Source organism: Enterobacter sp. 3U4, from assembly GCF_057224565.1.
Genome location: NZ_CP136665.1, coordinates 2,675,564 through 2,689,013 on the forward strand (window position 1 = coordinate 2,675,564; position 13,450 = coordinate 2,689,013).

13 protein-coding genes are annotated in these 13,450 nt (G+C 55.1%); 12 read left to right on the plus strand and 1 reads right to left on the minus strand.

Translation table 11 applies throughout. The annotated features are described in order from the left end of the window. Positions 1-150 precede the first annotated feature (150 nt). Positions 151-633 (minus strand): zinc ribbon-containing protein, encoded by a 483-nt coding sequence (locus RVY89_RS12800; protein ID WP_063621922.1) that lies wholly within the window; start codon positions 631-633, stop codon positions 151-153. Positions 634-847: 214 nt separating this feature from the next. Here RVY89_RS12800 and leuS point away from each other — a divergent pair, with 214 nt between their 5' ends. The 12 genes from leuS to lipB all read left to right on the plus strand — a co-directional run bounded on the left by leuS (position 848) and on the right by lipB (position 13,392). Continuing rightward, entirely contained in the window at positions 848-3,430 is a 2,583-nt protein-coding gene (leuS, locus tag RVY89_RS12805; RefSeq protein ID WP_484825514.1) for a leucine--tRNA ligase, read from the plus strand. Positions 3,431-3,444: 14 nt separating this feature from the next. Then, positions 3,445-4,014 (plus strand): LPS assembly lipoprotein LptE, encoded by a 570-nt coding sequence (lptE, locus tag RVY89_RS12810; RefSeq protein ID WP_484825515.1) that lies wholly within the window; start codon positions 3,445-3,447, stop codon positions 4,012-4,014. Further along, a complete protein-coding gene (gene holA, locus RVY89_RS12815) occupies positions 4,014-5,045 on the plus strand; it encodes a DNA polymerase III subunit delta (protein ID WP_484827935.1) in 1,032 nt (343 codons plus the stop codon). Before lptE ends, holA begins: the two co-directional genes overlap by 1 nt. Further along, positions 5,038-5,703, plus strand: coding sequence for a nicotinate-nucleotide adenylyltransferase (gene nadD / locus RVY89_RS12820; RefSeq protein ID WP_484825516.1), 666 nt, complete (start codon positions 5,038-5,040; stop codon positions 5,701-5,703). The genes holA and nadD overlap by 8 nt, the downstream gene beginning before the upstream one ends. A 269-nt stretch (positions 5,704-5,972) precedes the next feature. After that, complete coding sequence (gene rsfS / locus RVY89_RS12825) at positions 5,973-6,290, plus strand: ribosome silencing factor (RefSeq protein WP_023334893.1); 318 nt, start codon at positions 5,973-5,975, stop codon at positions 6,288-6,290. A 3-nt stretch (positions 6,291-6,293) separates the two neighbouring features. Further along, positions 6,294-6,761: a 23S rRNA (pseudouridine(1915)-N(3))-methyltransferase RlmH gene (gene rlmH / locus RVY89_RS12830; RefSeq protein WP_014069327.1), complete on the plus strand. Its 468-nt coding sequence runs from the start codon at positions 6,294-6,296 to the stop codon at positions 6,759-6,761. A 28-nt stretch (positions 6,762-6,789) separates the two neighbouring features. Next, positions 6,790-8,691: a peptidoglycan DD-transpeptidase MrdA gene (mrdA, locus tag RVY89_RS12835; RefSeq protein ID WP_032638848.1), complete on the plus strand. Its 1,902-nt coding sequence runs from the start codon at positions 6,790-6,792 to the stop codon at positions 8,689-8,691. Positions 8,692-8,693: 2 nt separating this feature from the next. Further along, entirely contained in the window at positions 8,694-9,806 is a 1,113-nt protein-coding gene (gene mrdB / locus RVY89_RS12840) for a peptidoglycan glycosyltransferase MrdB (protein WP_008501037.1), read from the plus strand. 16 nt (positions 9,807-9,822) lie between these two features. After that, positions 9,823-10,935 carry an endolytic peptidoglycan transglycosylase RlpA gene (gene rlpA / locus RVY89_RS12845; RefSeq protein WP_484825517.1) on the plus strand — a complete coding sequence of 371 codons (1,113 nt, stop codon included), beginning with the start codon at positions 9,823-9,825 and terminating at the stop codon, positions 10,933-10,935. 139 nt (positions 10,936-11,074) lie between these two features. Beyond that, entirely contained in the window at positions 11,075-12,286 is a 1,212-nt protein-coding gene (dacA, locus tag RVY89_RS12850; protein WP_014069323.1) for a D-alanyl-D-alanine carboxypeptidase DacA, read from the plus strand. Between the two features lie 106 nt (positions 12,287-12,392). Continuing rightward, positions 12,393-12,656, plus strand: a complete 264-nt coding sequence (gene ybeD, locus RVY89_RS12855; RefSeq protein WP_003858718.1) for a DUF493 family protein YbeD — start codon at positions 12,393-12,395, stop codon at positions 12,654-12,656. Positions 12,657-12,750: 94 nt separating this feature from the next. Further along, positions 12,751-13,392, plus strand: coding sequence for a lipoyl(octanoyl) transferase LipB (lipB, locus tag RVY89_RS12860; RefSeq protein ID WP_371898902.1), 642 nt, complete (start codon positions 12,751-12,753; stop codon positions 13,390-13,392). Positions 13,393-13,450 lie beyond the last annotated feature (58 nt).

Here is a 13,450-nt window from a genome sequence, read left to right on the forward strand (position 1 = left end):
CACGGGGAGAGGAAGCACACACTAAAAACGGCAACATGGTTGCCGTTTTGCTTTTACCTTATGCGGCCTGTTGCCCTCACCACGCCCCTCTCCCACGGGGAGAGGGCGCACACACTAAAAACGGCAACATGGTTGCCGTTTTGCTTTTACCTAGGGCTCAAACGGCCGACGCTGAAACTGATCGTGGCCGCATTTCGGGCACAGCGACAGAACCTCCGGCGTATACACCGCAATATGGTGGTGGCAATTCTCGCACACCAGATTTCCCAGCCCGACCACTTCACCGCTGTGATACACACCGTGATGGTTCAAATCCTGAAAGACCTCGCGCCACTCCAGCTGCGTTTTATCCGTGATGTCGGCCAGCTCTTGCCACAGGCTCTCTTTAATCACCCGCATAAAAACGCTGTCCGTGACCTCCTCCTGGCTCTCCTGGTAGCTGCGCGCGAACTCTTCCAGATCGCGACGCACGGCGCGCGTCACCTCTTCCACTTCGGTTCGCGTTAACTCACCCGTTTGCGTCACGCGGGCACGCGCCTGCTCCACCAGCGCATCGATATCGCGCTCGCCGTTACGCAGTCGTTCCGTCAGTGTCGCCACCAGTTCGCGGTAAAATTGAGCAACCTTGTTCATCATTTTGCCTCCCGGGTAAGTAACTATTTCTAATAATAGACCTTATTTCATCGCCGCTTTGTCAGGTGAAGCACAGACCCGGTAAATTCCTGCAAAGCGCATTTGTGCGAAAGGCTGTTTTGACGCGGGCGTTTGGGCTATGCTATGCGGATCTGAATTACCACATCCATTGGCTACATTTGTAGCTGTATTGAAAACAGGACCACTGGCTGCCATGCAAGAGCAATACCGCCCGGAAGAGATAGAATCAAAAGTCCAGCAACACTGGGACGAGAAGCGCACCTTTGAAGTAACCGAAGACGAGAGCAAAGAGAAGTATTACTGCCTGTCGATGCTTCCCTATCCTTCTGGTCGACTACACATGGGCCACGTGCGTAACTACACCATCGGCGATGTGATTGCACGCTACCAGCGCATGCTGGGCAAAAACGTTCTTCAGCCTATTGGCTGGGATGCGTTCGGTCTGCCTGCGGAAGGCGCGGCGGTCAAAAACAACACCGCACCGGCGCCCTGGACGTACGACAACATCGCGTACATGAAAAACCAGCTCAAAATGCTGGGATTTGGCTATGACTGGAGCCGTGAGCTGGCAACCTGTACCCCAGAGTACTATCGCTGGGAGCAGAAGTTCTTCACCGAACTGTATAAAAAAGGCCTGGTGTATAAGAAAACCTCAGCCGTTAACTGGTGTCCGAATGACCAGACCGTTCTCGCGAACGAACAGGTTATTGATGGCTGCTGCTGGCGCTGCGACACCAAAGTTGAGCGTAAAGAGATCCCACAGTGGTTTATCAAAATCACCGCTTACGCTGATGAGCTGCTGAACGATCTGGATAACCTGGACCACTGGCCAGATACCGTTAAGACCATGCAGCGCAACTGGATCGGCCGTTCTGAAGGTGTGGAGATTACCTTCAACGTTGAGAACTATGACCAGACCCTGACCGTCTACACCACCCGTCCGGACACCTTCATGGGCGCGACCTACCTGGCCGTGGCCGCAGGTCACCCGCTGGCGCAGAAAGCGGCAGAGAACAATCCGGAACTGGCGACCTTCATCGATGAGTGCCGCAACACCAAAGTGGCCGAAGCCGATATGGCAACGATGGAGAAAAAAGGGGTTGATACCGGCTTTAAAGCCATTCACCCGCTGACGGGAGAAGCGATCCCCGTCTGGGCCGCCAACTTCGTACTGATGGAATACGGCACAGGCGCCGTGATGGCCGTTCCGGGTCACGACCAGCGCGACTACGAATTTGCCACCAAATATGGCCTGAACATCAAGCCTGTTATCCTGGCGGCTGACGGTTCTGAACCAGACCTGTCCGAAAACGCGCTGACTGAAAAAGGCACCCTGTTCAACTCCGGCGAGTTCAGCGGCCTGAGCTTCGAAGAGGGCTTCAACGCCATCGCCGACAAGCTGGCCTCCCTTGGCGTGGGCGAGCGTAAAGTTAACTTCCGTCTGCGCGACTGGGGCGTTTCCCGTCAGCGTTACTGGGGTGCGCCAATTCCAATGGTGACGCTGGAAGATGGCACCGTGATGCCAACGCCAGAAGATCAGCTGCCGGTGATCCTGCCGGAAGACGTGGTCATGGACGGCATCACCAGCCCGATCAAAGCCGATCCTGAGTGGGCTAAAACCACCGTCAACGGTCAGCCCGCGCTGCGCGAAACCGACACCTTTGACACCTTTATGGAGTCATCCTGGTACTATGCTCGCTACACCTGCCCGCAGTATCAGGACGGTATGCTCGATTCCGATGCGGCGAACTACTGGCTGCCGGTAGATATCTACATCGGCGGCATTGAACACGCCATCATGCACCTGCTCTACTTCCGCTTCTTCCACAAACTGATGCGCGATGCAGGCATGGTGAACTCTGACGAACCAGCAAAACAGCTGCTGTGTCAGGGCATGGTGCTGGCAGATGCGTTCTATTACGTCGGTGCCAACGGCGAGCGTAACTGGGTTTCACCGGTTGATGCGATTGTCGAGCGCGACGAGAAGGGCCGTATCGTGAAGGCCAAAGACGCCGAAGGTCATGAGCTGGTCTACACCGGCATGAGCAAGATGTCCAAGTCGAAAAACAACGGTATCGACCCGCAGGTGATGGTTGAGCGTTACGGTGCGGATACCGTGCGTCTGTTCATGATGTTTGCCTCGCCGGCGGACATGACGCTGGAGTGGCAGGAGTCTGGCGTAGAAGGCGCAAACCGCTTCCTGAAACGCGTCTGGAAACTGGTTTATGAGCACACCTCACTGGGCGATGCGCCGGCGCTGAACGCCGCCGCGCTGACTGAAGATCAGCAGGCGCTGCGTCGTGATGTTCATAAAACGATTGCGAAAGTGACCGATGATATTGGTCGCCGTCAGACCTTCAATACCGCAATTGCGGCTATTATGGAACTTATGAACAAGCTGGCGAAAGCCCCGCAGGACGGCGAGCAGGATCGTGCCTTAATGCGTGAGGCACTGCTGGCCGTCGTTCGCATGCTGAACCCGTTCACGCCGCACGTTAGCTTTACCCTGTGGCAGGAGCTGAAAGGCGAAGGCGATATCGACAACGCGCCGTGGCCGCAGGCTGACGAAGCAGCGATGGTTGAAAACACAACGCTGGTCGTGGTCCAGGTAAACGGCAAAGTCCGCGGTAAAATTACCGTAGCGGTCGATGCAACCGAAGAACAGGTTCGCGAGCGCGCTGGCCAGGAACCTCTGGTCGCAAAATATCTTGAGGGCGTTACCGTACGTAAAGTGATCTACGTACCGGGTAAACTGCTCAATCTGGTCGTTGGCTAAGCGCGGGAGGAAACGTGCGACAACTGGCAACAATACTCTTATCACTGGCGGTGCTTGTCACCGCTGGCTGTGGCTGGCACCTGCGCAATACCACGGCGGTGCCCGCTGAGATGAAAACGATGATTTTCGACTCATCAGATCCGAATGGTCCGCTCAGCCGGGCAATTCGTAATCAGCTGCGTCTGAACGGCGTTGAGCTTGTTGAGAAACAAACGCTGCGCCAGGATGTACCGTCCCTACGTCTATTAGGAGGCGGTCTGGCGAGAGATACAGCCTCTATCTTCCAGGATGGGCGTACCGCAGAGTATCAGATGGTGCTGACGGTCAACGCAGCAGTCCTGATCCCGGGTAAAGACATCTTCCCAATCAGCGCTAAAGTGTACCGTTCGTTCTTCGATAACCCGCAGACGGCGCTGGCAAAAGATGCCGAACAGCAGATTATCATCAACGAAATGTACGACAAAGCAGCGGAACAGCTAATCCGTAAACTGCCAAGTATTGCAGCGTCAACTAAACAAGGATCTGACATCGTTGAAAAACCGGTTGCCGGCACGCTTCCTGCTGCTAACTCTCTGGGTAAATGATGATCAGGCTGTATCCTGAACAACTCCGCGCGCAGCTCAAAGAAGGGCTGCGCGCGGCGTATCTGCTTCTTGGAAACGATCCGTTATTACTTCAGGAAAGCCTGGATGCCGTGCGGCATGAGGCAGCCTCTCAGGGCTTCGATGAGCACCACACCGTCCAGTTGGACAACAACACCGACTGGAATGCCCTCTTCTCACTCTGTCAGGCGATGAGCCTTTTTGCGTCGCGTCAGACTATTCAGATCCTGCTGCCCGAGAACGGCCCTAACGCGGCCATCAATGAACAGCTGGCCACGCTGGTCAGCCTGCTTCACAGCGATCTGCTGCTGATTGTGCGCGGCAACAAGCTCACCAAAGCGCAGGAAAATGCGGCGTGGCTCACCCAACTCGCAGCCCACGCGGTGCAGGTCACCTGCCAGACGCCAGAGCAGACGCATCTGCCAAAATGGGTCGCAGCGAGAGCGAAGCAGAACAACCTTCAGCTGGATGATGCGGCGAACCAACTGCTCTGCTACTGCTATGAAGGTAACCTGCTGGCCCTGGCACAGGCGCTGGACAGACTCTCCCTGCTCTGGCCGGACGGCAAGCTGACCTTGCCGCGCGTCGAGCAGGCGGTTAACGACGCGGCGCACTTCACGCCGTTCCACTGGGTGGACGCGCTGCTGTCGGCGAAGAGCAAACGCGCCCTGCATATTCTGCAACAGCTGCGTCTCGAAGGGAGCGAACCCGTTATTCTGCTGCGTACGCTGCAGCGCGAATTACTGCTGCTGATTACGCTCAAGCGTCAGTCTGCCCATACGCCGCTGCGTTCGCTGTTGGATAAACACCGCGTGTGGCAAAATCGCCGCGCTTTGACCACCGAGGCCGTCAATCGCCTGAGTCATGAACAGCTTCGTCAGGCTGTACAGCTTCTGATGCGCGCTGAGCTCACGTTAAAACAAGATTATGGCCAGTCGGTCTGGGCGGAGCTGGAAAGTCTTTCTCTGCTGCTCTGCCACAAGGCGTTGGCAGACGTTTTTATTGATGGATAGCATGCATTCTTTACAGGCCTTGTATGGCGGCACCTTCGACCCGGTACATTACGGGCATCTGAAGCCGGTTGAAATTCTGGCGAATCTGATCGGTCTTCAGCGCGTCATTATTATGCCCAATAATGTCCCGCCCCATCGTCCACAGCCCGAGGCGACCAGTGAGCAGCGAAAAGAGATGCTTGCCCTTGCCATCGCAGATAAACCGCTCTTCCGACTTGATGAGCGTGAGCTGCGTCGCGACACGCCCTCCTGGACATCTCAGACGCTTCAGGAGTGGCGCGCCGAACAAGGGCCAGACCAGCCGCTGGCTTTTATCATAGGCCAGGATTCCCTGCTGAATTTCCCCACGTGGCATCAGTATGAAACCATTCTGAAGAACAGCCACCTGCTCGTCTGCCGCCGTCCCGGCTATCCGCTAACCATGCGCGAAGAGCAGTACCAGCAGTGGCTGGAAGACCACCTCACCGATAATGTTGAAGATCTTCACAACCAGCCTGCCGGGAAGATCTATCTGGCTGAAACGCCGTGGTTCGATATCTCTGCGACCCTCATTCGCGAGCGTTTACAGCAGGGTTTAGCGTGTGACGAGCTGCTGCCGACCCCGGTGCTGGCCTATATTCATGCGCACGGTTTGTATCAGAAAAGCGCAGATGAATAGCCGGAGAGTATAAAAAGCGGCTTATTGTTTATCCTGCCTTGACAGGGTAAGCCATACTGTTATTCTCCGCTGCCAGACTTTCCCGCCGATCGTTGCTTTACAGAAATTGTTTTACAAAAATGGCAATGCAATCTCAGGCGGAGGGTGGGATGATACCCGCCTTCAAAAGCCCGGCCGAAGACATTTGTCCCGACTCAGGCGTGAGTTCAGGTATACTGTCTGGCTACGAATTCAAAGTTTTACAATCTCATTCACCCCAGGGGGAAAACTTGCAGGGTAAAGCACTCCAGGATTTTGTTATTGACAAAATTGATGACCTGAAAGGTCAGGACATCATCGCTATCGACGTTAAGGGTAAATCCAGTATTACCGACTGCATGATCATCTGCACCGGTACATCGACGCGTCATGTTGTTTCAATTGCCGATCACGTGGTTCAGGAATCGCGTGCAGCAGGGCTTTTGCCGCTGGGTGTTGAAGGTGAAGCGACGGCTGACTGGGTAGTAGTCGACCTCGGCGATGTGATTGTCCACGTCATGCAGGACGAGAGCCGTCGCCTGTATGAGCTGGAAAAACTCTGGGGTTAATGCGTGAAGTTGCAGCTGGTCGCCGTCGGCACCAAAATGCCGGACTGGGTACAAACCGGTTTTACTGAATATCTGCGTCGTTTTCCAAAAGACATGCCGTTCGAACTGGTGGAAATCCCCGCCGGAAAGCGCGGCAAAAACGCTGATATCAAACGTATTCTCGAAAAAGAGGGCGAACTGATGCTGGCTGCCGCAGGCAAGAACCGCATCGTCACCCTCGATATTCCAGGAAAACCCTGGGATACGCCGCAGCTGGCGCACGAACTGGAGCGCTGGAAGCAGGATGGTCGTGACGTCAGTCTGTTGATTGGCGGACCCGAAGGGTTATCCCCTGCCTGCAAAGCGGCAGCAGAACAAAGTTGGTCCCTCTCCGCGCTGACGCTTCCCCACCCGCTCGTTCGGGTACTGGTGGCAGAAAGCCTGTATCGCGCGTGGAGCATTACTACCAACCACCCCTATCACCGCGAGTAATGACTGACCAGGGTAGATTAAGCAGCGGATGAAACTACAGAATTCTTTTCGCGACTATACGGCTGAGTCCGCGCTGTTTGTGCGCCGGGCGCTGGTCGCCTTTACCGGGATTTTGCTGCTTACCGGCGTGCTGATCGCCAACCTCTATAATCTGCAAATTGTCCGCTTTACCGACTACCAGACGCGTTCAAACGAAAACCGCATTAAGCTGGTGCCTATCGCACCCAGCCGCGGCATTATTTACGATCGTAACGGCACCCCGCTGGCGTTGAACCGCACCATCTATCAAATCGAGATGATGCCGGAAAAAGTCGATAATGTTCAGGATACGCTGGAAGCGCTGAAAAGCGTTGTTGACCTTAACGACGACGATATCGCCGCGTTCAAAAAAGAGCGCGCCCGCTCTCACCGCTTCACCTCGATTCCGGTTAAAACCAATCTGACGGAAGTCCAGGTGGCACGCTTTGCGGTGAATCAGTACCGTTTCCCCGGCGTGGAAGTGAAGGGATATAAGCGTCGCTACTATCCCTACGGCTCCGCGCTGACGCATGTGATTGGCTACGTTTCCAAGATTAACGACAAAGACGTCGACCGCCTTGATAAAGACGGCAAGCTGGCTAACTACGCTGCTACGCACGATATCGGCAAGCTGGGGATCGAACGTTACTATGAAGACGTTCTGCACGGGCAAACCGGATATGAAGAGGTTGAGGTTAACAACCGTGGCCGCGTGATCCGCCAGCTGAAAGAAGTGCCGCCTCAGGCGGGGCATGACGTCTATCTGACGCTCGATCTTAAACTTCAGCAGTATATCGAAACCCTGCTGGCGGGCAGCCGCGCAGCCGTTGTGGTCACCGATCCTCGTACCGGCGGCATCCTGGCAATGGTCTCCATGCCTAGCTATGACCCGAACCTCTTCGTTGACGGCATTTCCAGTAAAGACTATTCCGGTCTGCTGAATGACCCAAACACGCCGCTGGTGAACCGCGCGACGCAAGGGGTTTACCCGCCGGCTTCAACGGTTAAACCGTACGTGGCGGTCTCTGCGCTGAGTGCCGGCGTCATCAACCGTAATACCAGCCTGTTTGACCCGGGCTGGTGGCAGCTGCCGGGTTCAGATAAGCGCTATCGTGACTGGAAAAAATGGGGCCACGGTCATCTGAACGTCACCAAATCGCTGGAGGAATCTGCGGATACCTTCTTCTATCAGGTGGCGTATGACATGGGTATCGACCGCCTGTCAGAGTGGATGAGCAAATTCGGTTACGGGCATTACACCGGCGTGGATCTTTCAGAAGAACGTTCTGGCAATATGCCAACGCGTGAATGGAAGCTGAAACGCTTTAAAAAGCCGTGGTATCAGGGTGACACCATTCCGGTGGGTATCGGCCAGGGCTACTGGACGGCAACGCCGCTTCAGATGAACAAGGCCATGATGATCCTCATTAATGACGGCGTGGTGAAAGTGCCTCATCTGCTGCAGAGCACGGTTGAAGACGGCAAAAAAGTACCGTGGAATCAGCCGCACGAAGCTCCAGTGGGTGACATTCATTCAGGCTTCTGGGAAATCGCGAAAGACGGTATGTACGGCGTGGCAAACCGCCCGAACGGTACCGCACACAAGTATTTTGCCGGGACGCCATACAAAGTGGCGGCGAAGTCCGGTACAGCGCAGGTATTTGGTCTGAAAGCCAACGAAACCTATAACGCGCACCGCATTGCCGAACGTCTGCGTGACCATAAGCTGATGACGGCGTTTGCTCCTTATGACAACCCGCAGGTCGCGGTGGCAATGATTCTGGAGAACGGCGGTGCCGGGCCTGCAGTAGGGACCATCATGCGCCAGATCCTTGACCACATCATGCTGGGTGATAACAACACCGAACTGCCGGCTGAAAACCCGGCCGCCGCTGCGGCGGAGGACCAATAATCATGACGGATAATCCAAATAAAAAATCGCTGTGGGACAAAATCCACATCGACCCAGCCATGCTGCTGATCCTGCTGGCTTTGCTGGTTTACAGCGCGCTGGTTATCTGGAGCGCCAGCGGCCAGGACATCGGGATGATGGAGCGCAAAATCGGCCAGATCGCCATGGGCCTGATCATTATGGTGGTGATGGCGCAGATCCCGCCGCGCGTCTACGAAGGCTGGGCGCCCTACCTCTACATCTTCTGTATAATTTTGCTGGTTGCGGTAGATGCGTTTGGCGCCATTTCAAAAGGGGCGCAGCGCTGGCTGGATTTGGGTATTGTCCGCTTCCAGCCCTCGGAGATTGCCAAAATCGCCGTGCCACTGATGGTGGCACGCTTTATCAACCGCGACGTCTGTCCGCCGTCTCTGAAGAATACCGCCATCGCGCTGGTGCTGATTTTCTTGCCAACGCTGCTGGTTGCGGCACAGCCTGACCTTGGCACCTCAATCCTTATCGCGCTCTCCGGCCTGTTTGTCCTCTTCCTGTCGGGCCTGAGCTGGCGCCTGATTGGCATCGCGGTGGTGCTGATTGCGGCGTTCATCCCTATTCTCTGGTTCTTCCTGATGCATGATTACCAGCGCCAGCGCGTCATGATGCTGCTCGATCCGGAAACCGATCCGCTGGGCGCGGGCTATCATATTATTCAGTCCAAGATTGCGATTGGCTCCGGCGGCCTGCGCGGTAAAGGCTGGCTGCACGGTACGCAGTCGCAGCTGGAATTTTTACCGGAACGTCACACCGACTTTATTTTTGCCGTACTGGCGGAAGAGTTGGGGCTGGTTGGCATCTTAATATTGCTGGCGCTATACGTACTGCTGATCATGCGGGGATTGTGGATTGCAGCGCGCGCGCAAACCACCTTTGGTCGCGTCATGGCTGGCGGGTTGATGCTGATTTTATTCGTTTATGTCTTCGTAAATATTGGTATGGTGAGTGGTATTCTGCCGGTGGTAGGCGTACCGCTGCCTCTGGTGAGCTACGGAGGCTCGGCACTGATCGTGTTGATGGCCGGGTTTGGTATCGTGATGTCGATCCATACCCACAGAAAAATGTTGTCAAAAAGCGTATAAAAATAAGGGGATCGGAATGCGTAAGCAGTGGCTGGGGATCTGCATTGCGGCAAGTTTACTTGCGGCCTGCACAAGTGATGATGGTCAGCAACAGGCAACCGTCGCGCCGCCGCAGCCTGCGGTATGTAATGGCCCGATCGTTGAAATCAGCGGTGCCGATCCCGTTTATGAACCGCTGAATGCCAGTGCCAATCAGGATTACGAGCGCGACGGCAAAAGCTATAAAATCGTTCAGGATCCTTCCCGTTTCAGTCAGGCGGGCTTTGCCGCCATTTATGATGCCGAGCCAGGCAGTAACCTGACGGCCTCCGGGGAAGCGTTCGACCCTATGCAACTGACGGCGGCACACCCGACGCTGCCGATCCCGAGCTACGCCCGTATCACCAACCTGGCAAACGGCCGCATGATTGTCGTGCGTATCAACGACCGCGGCCCGTACGGGAATGACCGGGTGATCTCCCTGTCTCGCGCGTCAGCCGATCGTCTGAACACCTCGAACAACACCAAAGTTCGTATTGACCCGATTATTGTGGCGCAGGATGGTTCGCTGTCCGGGCCGGGTACCGCGTGTACGACGGTGGCAAAACAGACCTATGCCCTTCCCGACCGCCCAAATCTTGACGGCGGAATGGGCAGCGTTTCTTCTCCGGCCGAGCCTGCTCAGCCTGGGGGAGAAATACGCCCGATCAGCAATGACACGCTGCAAAGCGACGATTCAACGGGCGCACCGGTAAAGAGTAGCGGTTTTCTTGGCGCACCAACGACCTTAGCCTCTGGCGTGCTGGAAGGCAGTGAGCCTACCCCAGCCCCAGCTCCCGTTGCTGCGCCAGCGACCCAGCCGGCTCCCGTAACAGCGCCAGCGGCCACGCAAAGTGCGGCGGCCGCAGTTCCAACAGCGGCCAGCGGCAGCTATGTGGTTCAGGTCGGTGCAGTGAGCGATCAGGCCCGGGCCAAACAGTATCAGCAGCGTCTGAGCCAGCAGTTTGGCGTACCTGGACGCGTTGAGCAGAACGGTGCGGTCTGGCGCATTCAGATGGGGCCGTTTGCCAGCAAATCGCAGGCCTCATCCCTGCAGCAGCGTCTGCAGAATGAAGCTCAGCTTCAGTCATTTATCGCTGTTGCAAAATAATTAACCGGCGGTATCCGAATTGTCAGTTTGTGTAAAACGCATTCACAAACTCATGCTTAAAGTCGGATGCCTGCCTGAATAGCATTTGCTATAGTAAGGCACTTTTTTTAATTCCATCACGGATGTCGTAGTTCTGACCATGAAGACCACTTTTTCTGCTCGTTTTGTGCAGCGCATGGCGCTGACCACGGCCCTTTGCGCTGCTGCGCTCTCCGCAGCTCACGCCGATGACCTGAATATCAAGACCATGATCCCTGGCGTTCCGCAAATCGATGCGGAATCCTACATCCTGATCGATTACAACTCTGGCAAAGTGCTGGCAGAACAGAATGCCGATGCCCGCCGTGACCCGGCCAGCCTGACCAAAATGATGACCAGCTACGTTATCGGCCAGGCGATGAAGGCAGGTAAATTCAAAGAATCGGATCTGGTCACCATCGGTAACGATGCGTGGGCAACCGGGAACCCTGTCTTCAAAGGTTCCTCTCTGATGTTCCTGAAGCCGGGTATGCAGGTTCCTGTTTCCCAGCTGATTCGCGGTATCAACCTGCAGTCTGGTAACGATGCCTGCGTGGCGATGGCCGATTTCGCCGCCGGTAGCCAGGATGCCTTCGTGGGTCTGATGAACAGCTACGTTACCGCGCTGGGTCTGAAAAACAGCCATTTCCAGACCGTACACGGCCTGGACGCAGACGGTCAGTACAGCTCTGCGCGTGATATGGCCCTGATTGGCCAGGCGCTGATCCGCGATGTCCCTAATGAGTACTCTATCTATAAAGAGAAAGAGTTCACCTTCAACGGTATTCGTCAGACCAACCGTAACGGCCTGCTGTGGGATAACAGCCTGAACGTTGACGGCATCAAAACTGGCCACACCGACAAAGCGGGCTATAACCTGGTGGCCTCTGCCACTGAAGGCCAGATGCGTCTGATCTCTGCCGTGATGGGCGGCCGCACCTTTAAAGGTCGTGAAACAGAAAGCAAGAAACTGCTGACCTGGGGCTTCCGCTTCTTCGAAACCGTAAACCCACTGAAAGCAGGTAAAGAGTTTGCTTCTGAACCCGTCTGGTTCGGCGACAACGACCGCGCTTCACTCGGCGTTGATAAAGACCTCTACCTGACCATTCCACGCGGTCGAATGAAGGACCTGAAAGCCAGCTACGTGCTGAACAGCACCGAGCTGCATGCCCCGCTGCAGAAAAACCAGGTTGTGGGCACGATCAACTTCCAGCTGGATGGCAAAACGATCGATCAGCGTCCGCTGGTTGTCCTGCAAGAAATTCCTGAAGGCAATTTCTTCGGCAAAATCATTGATTACATTAAATTGATGTTCCACCACTGGTTTGGTTAAAAATTGAACACTTGAAAGTGTGATTTTGATCCCCATATACTAAGTATCCTGATAACTCCCACCTGACGTGGGAGTTATTATTTTTTGACGTTACGCCGGAGCTGACATGAAAACCAAACTTAACGAACTGCTTGAATTCCCTACCCCATTTACCTACAAAGTAATGGGTCTGGCGAAACCTGAGCTGGTTGATCAGGTGGTTGAAGTGGTACAGCGCCATGCGCCGGGTGACTACTCTCCGTCAGTAAAACCAAGCAGCAAGGGCAACTACCACTCGGTTTCTATTACCATCACTGCGACACACATTGAGCAGGTTGAGACGCTTTACGAAGAACTCGGCAATATCGAAATCGTTCGTATGGTGCTGTAGTCCCTTTGCGGTTACCCGGTTTGCCGGGTAACCTCTCTCCCCGCTGTGATATACTCCCCCACACCTTTTGTCCCTCGTCTTCGGAGACGCAGTTTTGTATCAGGATAAAATTCTGGTCCGTCACCTCGGCCTGCAACCTTATGAGCCTGTCTCCCAGGCTATGCATGACTTCACCGATTCACGCGATGACAGCACCCCAGATGAAATCTGGCTGGTTGAACACCTGCCAGTATTTACGCAGGGTCAGGCGGGTAAAGCAGAACATTTGTTAATGACGGGAGATATCCCGGTTATACAGAGCGATCGCGGCGGTCAGGTCACTTATCATGGGCCCGGGCAGCAGGTGATGTACGTCCTGCTCAATCTGAAGCGCAGAAAGCTTGGCGTACGTGAACTGGTCACCCTCCTGGAACAAACTGTCGTCAACACGCTGGCGGAATATGGTATTGACGCGCATCCACGCGCCGATGCACCGGGCGTCTACGTTGGGGAAATGAAGATCTGCTCTCTGGGGCTGCGCATTCGTAAAGGCTGCTCATTCCATGGCCTGGCCTTGAATATTAATATGGACCTCGCGCCTTTCCAGCGCATTAATCCCTGCGGCTATGCTGGCATGGAAATGACGCAAATGCGCCAGTGGGTTGAAACCGCTACGCCAGAAGCTATTCGGCCCGTGCTTTTGAAGAACGTGTTAGCGCTACTTAACAATCCCCCGCACGAATATATCCCTGCTTAATATATCGTACAACAGGGCTCGCTAATTTGACGGGCCGCTGTTTATTTACCGTTTTTGC